This window comes from Pantoea sp. B_9 (assembly GCF_008632015.1).
Classification (GTDB): domain Bacteria; phylum Pseudomonadota; class Gammaproteobacteria; order Enterobacterales; family Enterobacteriaceae; genus Pantoea; species Pantoea dispersa.
The window spans coordinates 144,047-162,536 of sequence record NZ_VWVL01000003.1 but is presented as its reverse complement, the minus strand read 5'-3'; the positions used below and the strand labels follow the sequence as shown (position 1 = coordinate 162,536).

At 59.4% G+C, this 18,490-nt stretch carries 15 protein-coding genes; 8 read left to right on the top strand and 7 right to left on the bottom strand.

The genetic code is table 11. The features are described 5' to 3' along the window. Positions 1 to 8: 8 nt before the first annotated feature. The 5 genes from F3I21_RS10960 to F3I21_RS10940 form a co-directional block, all read right to left on the bottom strand. Complete coding sequence (locus F3I21_RS10960; RefSeq protein WP_150058890.1) at positions 9 to 1,232, bottom strand: MFS transporter; 1,224 nt, start codon at positions 1,230 to 1,232, stop codon at positions 9 to 11. Positions 1,233 to 1,418: 186 nt separating this feature from the next. After that, a complete protein-coding gene (locus tag F3I21_RS10955; protein ID WP_150058889.1) occupies positions 1,419 to 2,366 on the bottom strand; it encodes an ROK family protein in 948 nt (315 codons plus the stop codon). Continuing rightward, entirely contained in the window at positions 2,363 to 3,232 is an 870-nt protein-coding gene (locus F3I21_RS10950; RefSeq protein ID WP_150058888.1) for an ABC transporter permease, read from the bottom strand. The genes F3I21_RS10955 and F3I21_RS10950 overlap by 4 nt, the downstream gene beginning before the upstream one ends. Then, a complete protein-coding gene (locus F3I21_RS10945) occupies positions 3,232 to 4,152 on the bottom strand; it encodes an ABC transporter permease (RefSeq protein ID WP_021508908.1) in 921 nt (306 codons plus the stop codon). Before F3I21_RS10945 ends, F3I21_RS10950 begins: the two co-directional genes overlap by 1 nt. Positions 4,153 to 4,170: 18 nt before the next feature. Next, positions 4,171 to 5,706 carry an ABC transporter substrate-binding protein gene (locus F3I21_RS10940; protein ID WP_150058887.1) on the bottom strand — a complete coding sequence of 512 codons (1,536 nt, stop codon included), beginning with the start codon at positions 5,704 to 5,706 and terminating at the stop codon, positions 4,171 to 4,173. A gap of 285 nt (positions 5,707 to 5,991) precedes the next feature. On the opposite strand from F3I21_RS10940, the gene F3I21_RS10935 reads away from it, so the two are divergent. The 3 genes from F3I21_RS10935 to F3I21_RS10925 are packed head-to-tail and all read left to right on the top strand — an operon-like array spanning position 5,992 to position 10,372. Then, positions 5,992 to 7,125 (top strand): ROK family transcriptional regulator, encoded by a 1,134-nt coding sequence (locus tag F3I21_RS10935; RefSeq protein ID WP_150058886.1) that lies wholly within the window; start codon positions 5,992 to 5,994, stop codon positions 7,123 to 7,125. A gap of 11 nt (positions 7,126 to 7,136) precedes the next feature. Then, positions 7,137 to 8,579, top strand: coding sequence for a M81 family metallopeptidase (locus F3I21_RS10930; RefSeq protein WP_150058885.1), 1,443 nt, complete (start codon positions 7,137 to 7,139; stop codon positions 8,577 to 8,579). Further along, complete coding sequence (locus tag F3I21_RS10925; protein WP_150058884.1) at positions 8,576 to 10,372, top strand: ABC transporter ATP-binding protein; 1,797 nt, start codon at positions 8,576 to 8,578, stop codon at positions 10,370 to 10,372. The genes F3I21_RS10930 and F3I21_RS10925 overlap by 4 nt, the downstream gene beginning before the upstream one ends. A 17-nt stretch (positions 10,373 to 10,389) precedes the next feature. On the opposite strand, the gene F3I21_RS10920 is transcribed toward F3I21_RS10925, so the two are convergent. Continuing rightward, positions 10,390 to 11,559, bottom strand: a complete 1,170-nt coding sequence (locus tag F3I21_RS10920) for an ROK family transcriptional regulator (RefSeq protein WP_058759002.1) — start codon at positions 11,557 to 11,559, stop codon at positions 10,390 to 10,392. A 264-nt stretch (positions 11,560 to 11,823) separates the two neighbouring features. Here F3I21_RS10920 and F3I21_RS10915 point away from each other — a divergent pair, with 264 nt between their 5' ends. Genes F3I21_RS10915 through F3I21_RS10895 form a run of 5 tightly spaced genes read left to right on the top strand, consistent with a single transcriptional unit; the run spans position 11,824 to position 16,848 of the window. Next, a complete protein-coding gene (locus F3I21_RS10915) occupies positions 11,824 to 13,062 on the top strand; it encodes an extracellular solute-binding protein (RefSeq protein ID WP_021508902.1) in 1,239 nt (412 codons plus the stop codon). Positions 13,063 to 13,071: 9 nt separating this feature from the next. Continuing rightward, a complete protein-coding gene (locus tag F3I21_RS10910; protein WP_021508901.1) occupies positions 13,072 to 13,983 on the top strand; it encodes a carbohydrate ABC transporter permease in 912 nt (303 codons plus the stop codon). Then, entirely contained in the window at positions 13,973 to 14,812 is an 840-nt protein-coding gene (locus tag F3I21_RS10905; RefSeq protein WP_021508900.1) for a carbohydrate ABC transporter permease, read from the top strand. Before F3I21_RS10910 ends, F3I21_RS10905 begins: the two co-directional genes overlap by 11 nt. Next, on the top strand, positions 14,812 to 15,762 hold the full coding sequence (locus F3I21_RS10900) for a carbohydrate kinase family protein (RefSeq protein WP_370515527.1): 951 nt from the start codon (positions 14,812 to 14,814) through the stop codon (positions 15,760 to 15,762). The genes F3I21_RS10905 and F3I21_RS10900 overlap by 1 nt, the downstream gene beginning before the upstream one ends. A gap of 3 nt (positions 15,763 to 15,765) precedes the next feature. Further along, positions 15,766 to 16,848, top strand: coding sequence for an ABC transporter ATP-binding protein (locus F3I21_RS10895; protein ID WP_150058882.1), 1,083 nt, complete (start codon positions 15,766 to 15,768; stop codon positions 16,846 to 16,848). Between the two features lie 118 nt (positions 16,849 to 16,966). On the opposite strand, the gene F3I21_RS10890 is transcribed toward F3I21_RS10895, so the two are convergent. Continuing rightward, positions 16,967 to 18,376 carry an MFS transporter gene (locus F3I21_RS10890; protein ID WP_150058881.1) on the bottom strand — a complete coding sequence of 470 codons (1,410 nt, stop codon included), beginning with the start codon at positions 18,374 to 18,376 and terminating at the stop codon, positions 16,967 to 16,969. Between the last annotated feature and the right edge of the window lie 114 nt (positions 18,377 to 18,490).

The window sequence follows — 18,490 nt, the reverse complement described above, 5'->3', positions numbered from 1 at the left end:
GGTAAAAATTATTTTATGGCGAGCGCCGGCGTCCGGCGCGCATCGCGCACCGCAACGGCATGAATCAGCAGCCCCAGCACGGACAGAATGGCCCCAACCCAGCCGGTGGACTGCCAGCCCAGCCCGGCGGAAATGGTGATGCCGCCGAGCCACGCCCCCAGCGCGTTGGCAATGTTAAACGCTGAGTGATTAAGTGCGGCCGCCAGGGTTTGTGCATCACCGGCCACGTCCATCAGGCGGATTTGTAGCACGCTTCCCAGCGCCACCATGGTACCGACCAGCATCACGTTAAGCGCGCCCGCCAGCGCATAATGCGCCGCGAACACAAACGCGCTCAATACCAGCAGCGACCACACCAGTATAATGCGGATGGTTTTCTCCAGCCCGCGATCGGCCAGACGTCCCCCGACAAGATTGCCGATAATCATGCCAAGACCAAACAGCGCCAGTATCGCCGGTACCAGATTTTCCGGCAGGTGGGCCAGTTCCATCATGGTGGGTTTAACGTAACTGAATACCGAGAACATGCCGCCGCTGCCAATCGCGCCAATCGCCAGCGTCAGCAAGACCTGCTTGCGCGTCAGCGCCGAGAGTTCGCGCAGTGGACTGGCCTGCTTATCACCGGCCACTTTGGGTACCCAAAGCCACACAAGTAGCAGCGTCAGCAGCGCCAGTCCGCCAACAATGGCAAACGCATCACGCCAGCCAAACCACTGGCCGATGGCGGTAACGGCAGGTACGCCAATCAGATTGGCGATGGTTAATCCCAGCAACACCATCGACACCGCCTGCGCGCGCCGCGCGCGCTCCACCAGTCCTGCCGCTACCAGCGCCGCAACGCCAAAGAAGGTGCCGTGCGGAAAGCCCGCCAGAAAACGGGCCACCAGCATCGCAGGGTAGCCCGGCACGACAGCGCTCAGCAGATTACCCAGCGCAAACAGGCCCATTAGCGTCATCAGGAAATTACGCCGTGAAGCCCGCGCGCCGAGAATAGCCAGCAGCGGCGCGCCAATCACTACGCCGAGGGCATAAATGCTGATGAGATGGCCGGCCTCAGGAATGGTGACGTTCAGGCCTTTCGCCGCATCGGGCAGCAGGCCCATGATGACAAATTCACCGGTGCCGATGGCAAATCCACCGGTGCCCAGCGCGAACAGCGCTTTTGGCACGCTGTGACGCGGCAGCGAGGCCTCGTCCGGGAGCTGAGAGAGTTGAGGTTGTACTGATGACATGTTTTTTTCCGTACCGCAGGTGAAAAAAACAGCAAAGAGGCTGGCGACAGTGTCTGTTCACCAGCCTCTTTGCTGCGGGTTTTAGCGCGTCAAGCTTAGCGCATTTAAGGTTGAATCGGGTTCAACGAAGTCTTGAGCGCAACACGGTAACCGAAAAGCGCCAGCAACGGGCGAAAGGGCAAAAGCTCAGGACGCGCTGAGCGCCTGCCGCGCCAGCAGCGCCGCGCCCACCATGCCGCCCTGATGGGCAAACTCGCCCGGCACCACCAGCGCATGCGCTGTGCTGCGCAACACGCAGCGCTGCACCGCATCATTAAGCGCAGTAATCAGCGGGGTGACCGAAGCCAGGCCGCCGCCTACCGCCACCCGCGATGCGCCGGTAATGTTAATGGTGTAGGCGAGCGGCTCGCTCACCAGTTGCAGCCAGGCTTCTATCGTCTGCTGCGCCCGCGCTTCTGCCTGCTGCCAGCGGGCAATGATTTCCACGCTGCTGGCGCTTTCAGCGTGCAATACCTGATGCAGCGTTTCCAGTCCGCGTGCGCCGCCGTAGGTGTCCAGACACCCTGTCTGGCCACACGGGCACGCCTGGCGCGGCACGCGCACGCGACGATGCGCCAGCGTCACTTCCGTGAGGGTAATCGGCCCGTGGCCCCATTCGCCGGTCAGGCCGTTTTGTCCGGTGATAACGCGGCCGTCCGCCACCAGACCACCGCCCACGCCGGAACCGAGGATCGCGCCAAACACCACTTTGTGCCCTTTGCCGCTGCCGGCCAGCGCCTCCGCCAGGGCAAAGCAGTCGGCGTCGTTGTGCGCGATCACCGGCCGCTGCAGCACCTCACCCAGTTCCCGCGCCAGATTACGCCGGTGAAAAGCCGGGATGTTGCTGGCAAACATTTCGCCGGTTTGCGGTGCCACAATGCCCGCCGTAGAGATGGCGACAGCCGCCTGGCTGCTGAAATGGTTATGCTGCCCGGCGATCATCTCGCTGACTCTGGCGCAAAATGCCTGCCAGTCCGTCGCCGGGATTTTTTGCTGATCGAGCAGCGTTAGCCGATCCTGCGCATCCATCACGCCAAGCTTGATAAAGGAGCCGCCCAAATCGAGGCAGATCACGGTTGAGTGCGGGTGAGTCATAAACGTTTATCCATTACATCGCGCAGGCCGTCGCCCAGCACATTAAAACCGAGCACGGTAATCAAAATCGCCAGTCCGGGAAATAGGGAGACGTAAATATTTAGCCCGAGAAAGTTGCGGCCATCGCTCATCATGGTGCCCCACTCCGGCATCGGCGGCTGCACGCCCAGTCCGAGAAACGACAGACTGGCGGCAGAAAGCACCACCGCACCAGCCGTTAGCGTCGACTGCACAATCAGCGGGCCAATGGCGTTGCGCAGAATATAGTGCGTGATAATGCGCGGGTATCGCACGCCAAGCATATGCGCCGCTTCGATATACTCCATATTTTTTAGTCCCAGCGTCAGGTTGCGACTCAGACGTGCATACACCGGGATCGAGAACAACGAAATGGCGATCAGCATGTTTGTCAGCCCCTCGCCGAGCACGCTGACAATCAGAATCGCCAGTACGATGCCGGGGAAGGCGAAAATAATATCCATCAGCCACATGATCAGCGCATCAATTTTGCGTCCGGCCAGCCCCGAGATGATGCCCAGAGGAATGCCGATCGCCATCGAGATGGCCACGCTGAGACTCACCTCAAACAGCGTGATGCGCGCGCCATAGATGACGCGGGCAAAAATATCGCGGCCGTAATCATCGGTGCCGAACCAGTGGGCAGCGGAAGGCGCCTGCAACGTGTTCAACAGATCCTGCTCGATGGGATCCCAGTGAGTGATCAGCGGTGCGAAAAGGGCAGCCAGCACCACCAGCAGCACCAGCCCGCCTCCGGTCGTGATGGAAGGGTTGCCAAGCAAAAACCTCACGATCTGGCGGCGGCGGCGCGCGGGCGGCGGCTGGAGAGACGTGTCGAAACTGTTCATCAGTCGAACCTTATTTTCGGGTTGAGCAGGCCAATCACTATCTCACCCACCAGATTCATCAACACCACGCCGGTTACCGCCACTAACGTTACGCCCTGAATCACCGGATAATCGCGGTATTTCACCGAATCCACCAGCAGGCGGCCAATACCCGGCCAGTTAAACACCGACTCAGTGACCACTGCCCCCCCGATCAGGCTGCCAAAATTCAGTGCGACGATGGTGACAATCGGTATCAGCGCATTGCGCAGCGCGTGTTTCCAGTTAACGCTGGCCGATGATAATCCTTTGGCTCTGGCGGTACGGATGTAGTCCTGACTCAGCACATCCAGCATGCTGGAGCGCGTCATCCGCGCAATCATCGCCATCGGGAGAATCGCCAGCGTCACGGTCGGCATCACATAGTTGCGCCACGAATCAGCGCCGAGTAGCGGCAGCCAGCCGAGCTGTACCGCAAAGTAGTTCATCGCCAGCAACGCCAGCCAGAAATTCGCAATCGAGGCACCGGCAATGGTCAGTACCATGACGATCTGATCGGGAATGCGCTGCCGGTAAATGGCCCCGGTCATGCCCGCCGGCACGCCGATGGCAATCGCCAGCAGGTACGCCAGCGCCGCCAGCGACAGCGTGTACGGCAGGCGCTCGCTGATTTCGGTCATCACCGGACGCTGCGACTGCAGCGACAGCCCGAGATTGCCATGCAGCGCTTCACCGGCAAACCTGACGTATTGCAGCGGCAAAGGCTGATCCAGCCCGAGCCGCACGCGCATACTGTCCACCGCTTCCTGCGGCGCTTCCGGGCCGGCCATCAGGCGTGCCGGATCGCCCGGCAGCGCGCGGATGGCGATAAACACGATGATCGACACACCGAAGATAATTAACGGCAGCGAGAGCACCTTTTTTGCGACATACGCTTTCATATCAATCAGCCATCAGCACTATTTTTTCACGGCATCACGGACCACAATCTGGCCGCCCGGTTGCATCGTCACGCCACTGATATTTTTGCGCGTCGCATACAGATCGTCCTGATAGTAGAGCAGCACCTGCGGGGCGAGTCCGCTGATCTGCTGCTGTGCCTGGAAATAGAGCGCTTTGCGCTGGGCATCGTCGAGCGTGGAGGCGGCGCTGTCGATTAGCTCATCGGTACGTTTGTCGCTGAAGAAGCCGAGGTTAGCCCCGCCGGGCGCAAAGCTGCTGCTGTGATACAGCGGACGCAACTGCAGATCCGAGCCGTACAGGCCCGAGGACCAGGACGCCAGCACCGCGTCCGTACCCTGCGCGGCTTTCTCTTTGGCATCGGCAAACGCCGCTTTGGCCCATACGCCGCTCTCCATCTGGCGCACGCTGAGTTTGACGCCAATTTTGCTCCACATACCCTGCAGAACCTGCGCGGTGCGTGCGTCGGGTGCCTGCACGGCAATCGACATGGCGAAGCCGTCGGCATAGCCCGCTGCCTTAAGCAGGTCTTTGGCTTTCTGCACATCGTACGGATAGTCATGCAACGCTTTGTCGTAGTTGGCATCGACCGGCGCCAGCGGGGAATTGGCCGGCTGCGCATAACCAAACATCACCGCTTTTACCAGCGCCTGCTGGTCGGTCGCGAAGTTCAGCGCCTGGCGTACTCTGACATCGCTGAGGGCTTTACTCTGTGTATTGAGATCGATCCAGAATACCGCCGCGCCCGGCGACTGTTTTAACTGCACGCCGGGATTATTTTTTAACATGCCGGCAAATTGCGGCGGCACCGGGTTAATAATATCGACCTGACCGGATTGCAGCGCCATATTCATCACTGACGGCTCACTGCTCCAGGTCCATTTTATTTCGTCCGGCCCGGCAGACTTGCCCCAATAGTCCGGATTCTTCTGCTCCAGGACAAATTCACCGGATTTATACTGCGCCAGTTTATAGGGCCCGGTACCGTCGGCTTTATTATTGATCGTGCCGGCTTTGTCAGCTTGTGGACTTACCATTAATCCCGGACCGGAGGCCAGCACGGTTAAAAACGCCGGATTAATTTTCTTCAGTGTAAAGGTGACGGTTAAGTCATCTTTTTTCTGCACGTCCTGAATAAAGGTGCGAATTTTCCCACTTCCGGCGAGACCGCGCTTCGTATCCAGATGACGCTGAAAGTTTTCAACGACCGCATCGGCATTAAATGGCATGCCATCGTGGAATTTAACGTTGGGACGCAGCGTAAATTCCCAGTGCAGTCCGCTGTCGTCGGCATGCCAGGAGAGCGCCAGGGCCGGCATGATTTTGCCATCGTCACCGAGCCGCGTCAGGCCTTCATACATCGGGTCCAGCACCGTGCCGGTAAAGGTCGCGGTCTGATTGCCCGGGTCCATGCTGCGCGGCGGTTCGTTTTGCATAATGACCAGCTGAGCAGCCAAAACCGATGCGCTGGAAAACGACGCCAGAATACCCGCGGCAAGTGTCAGTACCCTGAAATGCTTGAGTGTGCTTTGCATGAAGGCCTCAGTGAATCAGTGACAAAGAGTGAAGAGTCATTGCCCGGCAGGCAACTGACCGTCAATGCACGCCATCGCCTGCCATACGCATTGGTTGTGTTAACGGCAGCAGAAGAACGGGCTCGACGCTATATAAGGCACACTCTGCAAACAAAAGCCAATATGTCAGTTCATATATTTTACTTATAATTCGATCTGCATTCAGAAAATAAACTAAATGCGCTTGAATTTGTTTTCACCGCTGATTATTGTCGGCCAGATACAGCCTATGCCGTGAGAACCCGGATGCTTAATGCTCATCAGCAACAAATTCTGCGTTTATTAATTGCTTCGCATGGCATGAGCCGCACGGCAATTGCGGAAAAAATGAAGCTGAGTAAAGCCGCAATCAGCACATTAATCAAAGAGATGCTTAGCGCAGGACTGCTTGAAGAGAGCATTCCGGAAAGTAACGGTCAGGGTCGGCCTTCGGTGTTATTAAAAATGCGTGCCGACAGCGCTTATTTTCTCGGTGCGTCGTTGCTCGGTGACGATGTGTATCTGGTGCTGACAGATATGCACGGCCGCATCCTGGCCAGTACCCACATGCCGCTGAATCCCGATCCTGCGCTGCTGGCTGGTGCGCTGGCCGCCGCCATTCCCGGCCTGCTTGCACAAAAAGGCATCTCCGCCGATCAGCTCATCGGGCTGGGCGTCACGCTTTCCGGCTTTGTGGATGAAAACCAGGCGGTGTGCGTCCAGTCTGCCCTGCTGGGCTGGAAAAACGTCCCGCTGGCGGCACTGCTTAACGCGCAAACCGGTCTGGAGGTATCACTGGAAAACGATGCCAAAGCTCTGGCGGTCAGCGAAAAGATTTTCGGCGTGGCGAAAAAGGCACGGAATTTCACCCTGATTTCCCACGGCGACGGCATTGGCTCCGCGCACTTCTTTCAGGGACAGCTGCACCGCGGCGCGCACGGTGGGGCCGGTGAAATTGCTCACTGTACCGTAGAGCCAGGCGGGCGTCCGTGCCGCTGCGGCAAACGCGGCTGCCTTGATACGCTGGCGTCGCTCACTGCGATGCGTGAAAGCATGCGTGACAAACAGCTGCCCTGCACCAGCGTTGCCGAACTGGAAGCGCTGGCGGTAAAAGGCAATAGCGCCGCGATCGCCATTCTGCACCAGGCAGGTGACGCACTTGGCCTCGCCATCGCCAATATCATTCAGATGAACGATCCGGAGATGATTATCATCGCCCATCAGCCGGATGCGTTCGACGGCCTGCTCAGAACCGTGGTGATGCAGGCGGTAGATAGTCACGTGTTGCCTTCAATCATGGGCAAGACGCCCATCGCCAGCATGGCGATTGATCAGTTGAGCTGGGCCCGCGCCGCAGCCAGTGTGGCGGCTTACCGTTTTATCGTTCACTTACCCGACTAGCGGAGTCTGTTATGCGCATTGCCTATGGTGGAATTCATACTGAATGCAGTACCTGGAATCCGGTGCTCAATTACGCCGACGATTTCCGCATCGTGCGGGGTGAAGCGATGACGACCAATCCCTATTTCGCCTTTCTGCAGGATTACGCGGCCGAATTTCTGCCGACCTTTCACGCCCGCGCCATTGCCGGTGGGCCGGTAGCACGTGTGACCTATGATGCCTTCAAACAGGAGTTTCTCCGTCGGCTTGAGGCGTATTTGCCCGTGGATGGCGTTTACCTGGCGATGCACGGCGCGGTATATGTCGAAGGGATGGAAGACGCGGAAGGCGACTGGATTAGCGCGACGCGCGAGCTGGTCGGGCCCGATTGTCCGATTAGCGTCAGCTACGATCTGCACGGCAATGTCTCGCAGCGCATCATCGACGCGATCGATATGTTTTCAACCTACCGCACGGCACCGCATATCGATGTGGAAGAGACCATGCGCCGCTCCGTCTCAATGCTGGTCAATAGCCTGCAAAGCGGCATCCGACCGGGTGTGGTGTGGGCACCGATCCCCGTGGTGCTGCCAGGCGAGCGCACCAGCACGGAAGATGAACCGGCCAAAAGCCTTTACGCCAGCCTGCCCGGGATTAACGCACTTGAACATATCTGGGATGCTTCGCTGATGGTTGGCTATGTCTGGGCGGATGAGCCACGCGCCACGGCGGCCGCCATCATGACCGGTACCGATGCCGATGTGCTGTCTGAGCAGGCGGCCAAACTGGCGCTGGCTTACTGGCAGGCGCGAGAGCAATTTGTGTTTGGCTGCGTGACCGGCAGTACTGAAGAGTGCGTACGCATGGCGATTTCCAGCCCTGGCGGACCGGTGATTCTCGCCGACTCCGGTGACAACCCGACCGGCGGCGGCGTGGGCGATCGGGCCGATGTACTGGCCGAACTGCTGCGGCAAAATGCGCAGGATGTCATCGTTGCCGGCATTACCGATAAACCGGCCACGGAGGCGGCCTTCGCCGCGGGCGTCGGCGCCCGACTGTCCCTGACTATCGGTGCCACGCTGGATCCTGCCGGCGGCAAAGTCAGCGGCGAGTTTGACGTGCTGCTGCTGAGTGATGATGCCCGTTCGGTTGCCCGCCAGGCGCTGCTGAAGATTGCAGGCATCACCGTGGTGGTTGCCGATCGGCGTCGTCCTTATCACAACCTGGCGGATTTCGCCCTGCTCGGACTCGATCCGCGCCAGGCAAAAATTGTGGTGGTAAAATCCGGTTACCTGTCGCCTGAGCTGGCGCCGATTGCCAATCCCAACCTGATGGCGCTGTCGGAAGGTGTGGTCGATCAGTACGTTGAACGGCTGGTGCGGAAACGCAAGCTGCAGCCGGCTTATCCGTTCGATACCGATTTTACCTTTGTGCCGGTCAGCACCCGCTCGGCGCGCTTTGTGGCGGCACAATGAATCGCGCTGACCCGCCGGTGCTGAGCATCGAAAATCTCACCGTCGCGTTTCGCAGCGATGACCGCTGGCGTGAGGTGGTGAAAAACGTCTCTTTTACCCTCGGGGCCGGTGAAACGCTGGCGATCGTCGGTGAGTCGGGCTCAGGCAAAAGCGTTACCTCGATGGCGATCATGCGCCTGCTGAATAGCCGTCACGCACGTATCAGCGGCAAAGTGCTGCTGAACGGCGTGGACTTGCTCACGCTGAGCGAACGTGCAATGCGCGATATCCGCGGCAATGCCATCGCGATGATATCCCAGGAGCCGATGACCAGCCTTAATCCGTCGTTCACTATCGGTCACCAGATTGCTGAGGCGCTGATCGCGCACCGCAAAATCAGCGCACGTGCCGCCCGCGAAGAGACCATCCGGCTGCTGGAAAAAGTGCGTATTCCCAACGCGGTCAAACGCTTCAATGATTACCCGCACCACTTTTCCGGCGGCATGCGTCAGCGCGTGATGATCGCCATGGCGCTGGCGCTGCGCCCAAAACTGCTGATTGCCGACGAGCCGACCACGGCGCTCGACGTCACGATTCAGGGGCAAATCCTTGACCTGATCAAGACCCTGCAGGAGGAGGAAGGCACCGCTGTGCTGTTCATCACCCACGATATGGGCGTGGTGGCAGAAGTCGCCGACCGAACGCTGGTGATGTATCAGGGCGCGATGGTGGAAAGCGGCAGCACCGCCGCGATTTTTTCAGCCCCGGCGGCAGAGTATACCCGCACGCTGATTGCAACCGTGCCGCAGCTGGGTGCCATGCGCGGCATCGATGGACCGCGTAAGTTTGCGCTCAACGGCGAAGCGCCGGTGGCGCAGGGGCGGCAGACGCCACAAGGGCAAACGCCGCTGCTGTCGGTGAAGAACCTCAGCACGCGCTTCAGCATTCACGAAGGGCTGTTCAGCCGTAAAACCGGTGCGGTGCACGCCGTGGAGAATATCTCGTTTGATTTGCTGCCGGGTGAAACCTTGTCGCTGGTCGGCGAATCCGGCTGTGGCAAATCCACCACCGGCCGCTCGCTGACGCGGCTGGTGCAGCCGGCCTCCGGGCAGATTGCTTTTGACGGCAGCGACGTGCTCGCCCTCTCCCGGCAAGAACTGCGCAAGCTGCGCTGCGCCATGCAGATGATTTTTCAGGATCCGTTTGCCAGCCTTAACCCGCGTATGTCGGTCCTGGAAGCCCTCACCGAACCTTTTTTACAGCATCGGCTGGGCAGTAAGGCCGCTGCACAGAGCAAAGCGGCCGAACTGATGACGCGCGTTGGCCTGCCCGCAACCATGCTGAAACGCTATCCGCACGAATTTTCCGGCGGCCAGCGTCAGCGCATCTGCATTGCCCGTGCGCTGATGCTCGATCCGAAAATGATCATTGCCGACGAGTCGGTTTCCGCCCTTGATGTAACCGTGAAAGCGCAGATCATCAATCTGCTGCTCGATCTGCAACACAGCCTGAATCTGTCGTATCTGTTTATCTCACACGATATGGCGGTAGTGGAGCGCATCAGCCATCGTGTGGCGGTGATGCTGCTGGGAGAGATTGTTGAGATTGGTCCGCGCGCGGCTATTTTTGAGAATCCGCAGCACCCTTACACACAAAAACTGCTCGCGTCGGTACCGGTGCCCGATCCGGCGCGCCGCCATTTAAAACGGCACGTGGACGTCAGCGAGCTGAAGAGCCCGGTGCGTGCCAATGGATTTGTGCCGGAAACACGGCATTATCAGGAAGTGAGCGCCGGACACTGGGTGATGCGGTAAAATGCTGGCCGCGTTTTTCACTTCATCAGCACCTGGAACTGCGGATTAAACTCATCAAAAATTGGCAGAGCCGCTGCGCCGAGGGCGGCGGTGTCGCTGCCGGTCATGCCGGTCTTCAGTCGCGTGCCGGTCAGATAGCGGCCGCGCACCGATTGGTAGAGCGGCGGCAGGCGCTGGATAATTTTATCCAGCAACACCGCAGGCATCATGCCGCCGATAATTACGCTCTCGGCATCAAAGATACACTCCAGCATGTTTATACCCTGGCGCAGCGGCGTAAGCACGGTATCAATCCAGCGATCAAACAGCGCCGGGTCAACCTGCAGTAAATCTTCCGGCAGCGCGCTCATCGGGTCCAGTCCGCAGAATTCGTAAGCGGCCTGCAGCGAAACATAACGCTCCAGGCAGCCGTGATTGCCGCAGTAACACTCACGTCCACCAGGTTCAACCACCACATGCCCCACTTCACCGGCGTTGTGCGCATGGCCGCTGTACACATGGCCATCCATGATGATGCCCGCGCCCAGGCCCGTGCCAATATACAGATAAATAAAGGAATTAAGATGACGCGCCACGCCGTGAAAGCGTTCGCCAATCGCCGCGACGGTGGCATCATTCTCCAGCGTCACCGGCAGTCCGCTCATCTCAGCGAGACGCGCCGCGATATCGACATCCTCCCAGCCGTGCAGCGTGGTCGGCCCCATTGATGAGATACCTTCCACACCAAACGGCCCCGGCATCACCACACCAATACCCAGCACTTTTTGCCAGCGCGGCCCGGTCTGCTGTTTGATCTCCGCCAGCACCCCGGCTATGCGCGCTAATGTGGCATCCGGCTGCGGTTTTTGCACCATAATAAGGCGGCGAAAATGGATTTCACCGGTCAGGTCCACCAGCACAATCAGTAGCGTCTGATGGTCGAGATGGATGCCGATGGAAAACGCACTGGCCGGATTCAGAGTGACCGGAATCGCCGGCTGACCGCGGCCCTGCTTACGCGGCTGGCGGCTGGTGAGCAGCTCCGCCTGCTCAAGTTCAGCGACGATATTTGAGACGGTTTGCGGCGTTAACGCGGTCAGTCGCGCCAGCTCGGCACGGGTCAACTCACCGTGCAGGCGTATCGCTTCGATAATCACCCGACGATTATGCGCGCGCGCATGTTCCAGATTGGTTCCCGACGTTTTCATCCTGCTCGCTTCCCTCTTTTAACCACTGCTGCGGACCGCCGCCTCAATATCTATTATCGGCCACACATTTTACAACCTGTTTACCTGACAGCGGCAAAAATCTGTGCAAAGTAGTGTCGGATGGCAGCGTTGTTTTCTGCCCTGGCACGTCCCTTGCTTTAGCTCACTGCTGTCAGCCACTGCGCGCTGGCAATCTGTGCGCGATATTAAATCAATCAAATTGATTTAATTAAACACCCTCTACTGCATGAAGGCGAGAACGCAATGAAAAATCAGATGAAAGGTTGTTTTGCCGCCGTACTATTCGCCTGCGCGGGCAGCGCGGCAGCGGCTACCACTACGCTTAACGCCCTGTTTATGACGCAGGCGGCCTACAGTGAAAACGATATCCGCGCCATGACGCAGGCGTTTCAGACAGCGCACCCGGACGTGCAGGTCAATCTCGAGTTTGTTCCTTACGAAGCGCTGCACGATAAGATCGTCGCGGCACGCGGCGCGGGCGGCAACGGTTACGATGTGGTGCTGTTTGATGCCATCTGGCCGGCGGAATTCAGCAAGTTCGACCTGCTGCAGGATGTCAGCAGCCGTATCAGCGCAGATGAAAAAGAGAAAATCTTCCCCGGCGCAATGAACACCGTGGTGTTCAAAGGCAAAACACTGGGCATGCCGTGGATCCTCGACACCAAATATCTCTACTACAACAAAGCGATGCTGGAAAAAGCCGGCATCAAAGATCTGCCGCAAACCTGGCAGCAGGTGATGGATGATGCGCGCATCATTAAGCAGAAAAATATCGTTAAATATCCGCTGGTATGGAGCTGGTCACAGGCGGAAGCGCTGGTGTGTGACTACACCACGCTGGTCTCCGGCTTCGGCGGCAAATTCTATAACAACGGTAAGCTCGATTTCTCAACGCCAGCCTCGCTGCAGGCGGTGAAGCTGATGAAAAGCTCGCTCGATGAGGGCCTGACCAACCCGGCTTCGCGCGAATATCTGGAAGAGGACGTGCGCAAAGCCTTCTCCAACGGCGATGCGGCTTTCGCTCTCAACTGGACCTACATGTACAACATGGCCAACGATGCCAAACAGAGTAAAGTCGCCGGCCAGGTTGGCATCATGCCGGCACCTGGCGATGCGCCCAATCGTTTCGGCGCGGTCAACGGTTCGATGGGTCTGGGCATTGCCAAAGGCAGCAGCCATCCGGAGCAGGCGTGGCAGTACATCAGTTACATGACTTCGCAGCCGGTACAGAATAAATACGCCACGCTCAGTCTGCCGATCTGGAAAAGCTCCTACCAGGATCCCGCGGTCAGTAAGAATCAGGAGAGCCTGATCGCTGCTGCCGACAAATCGCTGAATGTCATGCTGTCGCGTCCGGAAACCGCTGATTACTCACGTCTCTCCAACACCCTGCAGCAGCAGCTGCAACAGGTTCTGGTCGGCAGCGCGACACCGGAAGCGGCCATGCAGGCGGTAGACAAAAGTGCGGCGCGTCTGCGTTAAGGGGTCAGTATGCTGAGTTTGCGTCAACGCGAACAACGGCAGGCATGGGTGCTGCTGGCACCCATGCTACTGGTGATGCTGTTGCTCACCGCCTGGCCGCTGCTGCGCACTATCTGGCTGAGTTTTACCGATGCCGCGCTGATTGGCAGCGGCGGTGAAGCACCGCAATGGATTGGCCTGGAGAACTATCTCTACGCCATTACCGATGCGGATTTTCAAACCTCGCTTTGGCGCACGCTCTACTTCACCGTGGTGTCGGTAGCGATTGAAGGCGTCATCGGCGTGCTGGTTGCGCTGCTGCTCAACCAGAAATTCGCCGGACGTAACGTGTTGCGCGTGCTGGTGATTCTGCCGTGGGCGCTGCCAACCATTGTGAACGCCATGATGTGGCGCCTCAATTTCAATCCGGACTACGGCAGTATCAACGCCCTGCTGACGCAGCTCGGTATCATCGATGGCTACCGCAGCTGGCTGGGGTCGCCGGCTTCCGCGCTCAACGCGGTAATGTTTGCCGACATCTGGAAAAACTATCCGCTGGTGACGCTGCTGGTGCTGGCAGCGCTGCAGTCGGTGCCGGAGGATCTCTACGAAGCGGCGCGGCTGGATGGCGCATCGGCATGGCGGCGTTTTCGTGCCATCACCTTTCCGGCGATTGTCGGATCGCTCAGCGTGGCGCTGGTGTTACGCACCATCGACGCCTTTAAGATCTTCGACATCATCTATGTGATGACGCGCGGCGGTCCGGTCGACAGCACCAAAACGCTGAGCTTTTACGTCTATCAGGAATCCTTCAGCTACCTGCGCGCCGGCAGCGGTGCGGCTTATGCCATGTTAATGACGCTGCTGTGCGCAGTGCTGATCACCCTTTACATGCTATTACTGTGGCGGCAGCGCCGTCGGGGAAGTGCCTATGAAGGTTAAACTGCGTACCTGCGCTAAATACGCGGCGGCGCTGCTGGTGGCGCTCTCCGTCGTGGCACCGATGGGCTGGCTGTTTCTGATGAGCGTCAGCGCCACCAGCGATCTGACACGCGTGCCGCTGGAGTGGCTGCCGCGCCAGTGGGATTTCAGCCGCTACGGCAGGTTGATCTCGCTGGAACCCGGCCAACCCGGCGCGCTGTTTCTGCATGCGCTGGGTAATAGCCTGCTGGTGGCAACCGGCGCAACCCTGGTGTGCCTGCTGCTGGCGATCCCGGCGGCGTTCAGCTTCTCGCGCTATCGCGGCCGTGACGGCTGGCTGTTCGCCTCTCTGGCCATCTATATGGTGCCGCCGGTGGCGTTTGTGCTGCCGCTCTACTTTCTGCTGCAGCAGTTCGATCTGCTCAACACCCGACCCGGTTTGATCATCGTGTACTGCTCGCTGATTTTGCCGTTTCTCACCTGGATGCTGAAAAACCAGTTTGATGCCCTGCCGCAGGATATCGAACAGGCCGCGCGTCTTGATGGGCTGCGCGTCTGGCAGGTGCTGCTGCGCATTACGCTGCCGCTGGCGAAACCGGTGCTGGGCGCGGCGGCGCTGTTTGGCTGGCTGCTGGCGTGGGATGAATTTTTCTATGCCCTGCTGTTCACCAGTAATATCGCCGCGCAAACCCTGCCGGTCACCATTGCCGGCTTTACCGCAGGCCGCGCCACAGACGATGGGCTGATTGCCGCCGTCGGTATTCTGGCGTCGGTTCCTCCTCTCTTTATCGCTATCTGGCTGCAAAAAACGCTGGTCAGCGGCCTTGCCAGTGGCGGGAGCAAAGGATGATGAGCAATAAGGAAGCCCGCGCCACGCTCTACGTGGTGGGCAATATCAATGTCGATGTCATCATGGGTACGCTGGACAGCTGGCCGCAGCGCGGCACCGAAGTGATGCTGCAGCACAGTGAGCTGCGTCCGGGCGGTTCGGCGGGCAACTGCGCGCTGGCGCTGGAAGCGATGCAGGTGCGCCATCGCGCCGTCGCTAATCAGGGTGATGACGGCCTCAGCGCATGGCTGGCGAGCCATTTTCCGCACAGCGCGGCGCACTGGACACGCTACCCCTGCGAAACCTCGCTCACCGTTGGCGTCACGCACTCCGATCACGAGCGATCGTTCCTCAGCAATCTCGGTCACATTGTGCGGCTCAGCGCGCAGGACGTGCTGAGCCAGCTTCCGGCGCAAGCCAGCAGCGGCGATATCGTGCTGTTGTGCGGCACGTTTCTCTGCCTGCAACTGTATGACGACTATCCGCAGTTGCTGGCCGAACTGCAGCAGCGCGGGTTTATCACTGCCGTCGATACCGGCTGGCCGCCGCAGAGCTGGAGCGATGAGGTACGCGCGCAGATCGCCCGCTGGCTGCCGCAGTGCGACTGGCTGCTGCTCAATGAAGTCGAAACGGTCGGGCTGAGTGGGGCAGATGATCTGCACACCGGCGCGCACCTGCTGGCGCAACGGCTCAGCGGGCGCGGCGGCTGCGTGGTGAAATGCGGTGCGCAGGGCGCGGGCTGCTGGCAACGTCAGCACAGCCTGCAACAGGCTGGTCGCGCGGTCGCGGTGGTCGACACAATCGGTGCCGGCGACAGCTTTAACGCCGGCTTTCTTACCGCGCTGCTGCATCAGCAGGATCTTGCCACCGCGCTGCAATGGGGCATTGCGGTGGCCTCACTGGCAATCAGCACGCAGCCACGTCGCTATCCCGACTGGCAACAACTGCAACTATGCGCACAGGAGTTTTAAATTATGGCCGGTGTTGAACTCGTTAAAGTGGCCAAGCGCTACGGTAAACAGTCGGTGCTGCATCCGCTCGACCTGACCATTCCCGACGGCAGTTTTACCGTGCTGGTCGGCCCGTCCGGCTGCGGCAAGTCGACGCTGCTGCGCCTGCTCGCCGGACTGGAGAGCCTGTCCGACGGCGCGATTCTGATGGATAAGGTGCAGATTAACGATCGCGATCCCGCCGATCGCGACATTGCGATGGTGTTTCAGAGTTATGCGCTCTATCCGCATCTGACGGTGGCCGAAAACCTGGCATTCCATATGCAGGTGAAGAAGGTACGCCGCGATGAGCAGCAGCAGAAAATCGCGCGCATCGCCGCGATTCTTGGCATTGATAAGCTGCTGCAACGCTACCCGCGCGCGCTCTCGGGTGGGCAGCGTCAGCGCGTGGCGATGGGCCGCGCCATGGTGCGTAATCCGCAGGTGTTTCTGTTTGACGAACCGCTCTCTAACCTTGATGCCCAGCTGCGTATGGAGCTGCGCGCCGAGATCAAATCGCTACATCAGCGTTTCAAAACCACCATGGTGTATGTCACGCACGATCAGGTAGAAGCGATGACGCTGGCCGACCAGATTGTGGTGATGAAAGAGGGACGCATCGTGCAACAGGGCGCACCGCTGGCGATTTACGATCGTCCGGCAGATACCTTTGTGGCGCGTTTTATTGGTTCGCCGCCCATGAACCTGTTACCGGCACAATTGCTGACGCATGACGGCGTGCCGGGCGTGCAGTGTCAGGACTGGTGGCAGCCGCTGCCTGCACAGTGGCAGGCGGTGGCACGGGAACGTGAAGGCGCTGCCGTGACGCTGGGGGTGCGCCCGCACGATCTGTGCGAAGTGCAGGACGGCGCGCCTGCGAGGGTGAGCGTGGTGGAGATTACCGGGGAATCAACCCTGCTGCACCTTGACTGGCACGGTCATGCGCTGCACATGCAGATGGCCGGACGGCATGCGGCCAGCAGTGGCGCGACACTGCGCATCGGTTTCAATCCGCAAAAAATTCATCTGTTCGATGTCGAAAGTGGTTTACGCCTGGCGGAAAAGTAAGCGCGAAGCGGTTTTGAGATGCCGGGGCGCATCAATACGCACCCGGCCCAAAACCTGTTATTACCTTGCAGGGTCAGCGTTTACAGTGACCAGACGGGCTGACTTTTTCCCTCCGGCGTCAGCCTTCAGCCGTCGCCGGCTGGAACGTCCGGCGGTTGACGCTGGTCAGCACCACCAGCAGTGCCATCATCAGCAACTCCACCGCCAGCGTACCGCTGATGGCTGCCAGATGATTACCATGCTGATTGATCTGGGTGAACACGCCGCCGAGCAGCATCGGTCCCAGTCCCAGCGCCGATTGCTGCACGGTAGACAGCACCGCACTGCCTGCGCCGGCCTGATGATGCGGCACCCCGCTCATGCCAATCCGGTAGAAGGTGCTGACAATAAACGACTGGCCAAAGCCAATCAGCGCGGTAGCCGGAATCAACGTAGCAATGCCCACCTGCGGCCACTTCAGCTGCAGCGTCGCGATCAGCGCCACCAGCCCGACCATCTGAATCGCACAGCCAGACAGTAACGTGGCACGTTTACCATAGCGCTCAACCATGCGGGTAGTACGCATTGAGCCGATAAAATAGGCCGCACCCAGGGCAATAAACGCGTTGCCGGACTGGAAAGCGGTCATGCCGATGCCGGATTGCAGCGTCAGCGCCACCGCGAACATAAAGCCGCTCCAGCAGGAGAAGAACAGCACCGCCAGCGTCAGACCAAAACGCACGCTGGAAAGACGCAGCAGCGAGGGCGGCAGCAGCGGCGATCCGCCAGCGGCTTCCAGTCGCAGCGCGCTGTGACGCAGCCGATGCAGAAACAACGGAAACAGCACCAGCAGTAACAGACACGGCCACGACCAGTGCAGCAGCGGCCCCAGCGCGAGGGCCAGCATCAGACAGCCGATCGCGCCAGCCAGCAGCAGTGTACCGCTCACATCCACCGGCACGCGCTTGAGATTATGCGTTTCCGGCACGAAGCGGCGCGCGGTTAGCAGGACGAACAGGCAGATCGGCAGGTTGATGAGAAACACGCTGCGCCAGCCGTAGCCGCCAATATCGGCTTTGATCAAAAAACCGCCCAGCACCTGGCCAATAATAAAAGCCAGCCCGCCGATACCGCCGTACAGGCCAATCGCTCGCGCATGCGCCCTGCCCTGCAGCGTAACGTGCAGCGTGGCGAGAATCTGCGGCACCATAAAAGCGGCACCGACGCCCTGCAGCGCGCGCGCAAACATCAGCATGCCGACGCTGTTAGCGATGCCGCACAATAATGACGCAATGCCAAAGATCCAGACGCCAGCCAGAAACACGCGACGGCGGCCAAAGTTATCGCCCAGGCGTCCGCCCATCGCCAGACAAATAGCAAAAGCGATACCGTACACCGCCACGATCAGCGCCAGCGCGATCGGCGAGGCACGCAGCGATTGCGCCATCGCATCCAGCGCGACGTTGACTATGGAAAAGTCGATCATCGGCAATAGCTGCCCGGCCAGCAGGACCACCAGTCCTGCACGTTGAAGTTGCGATGTCTGCATAGCGTTAACCTTGTTTTTAGTTTCACTACGGCATAGCATCACCTAACCGTTAAACGGGTACCAGTTCTTGATTATCATGGTATAAATTCTACCCGTCTCGTCTGGAGAGCTGCT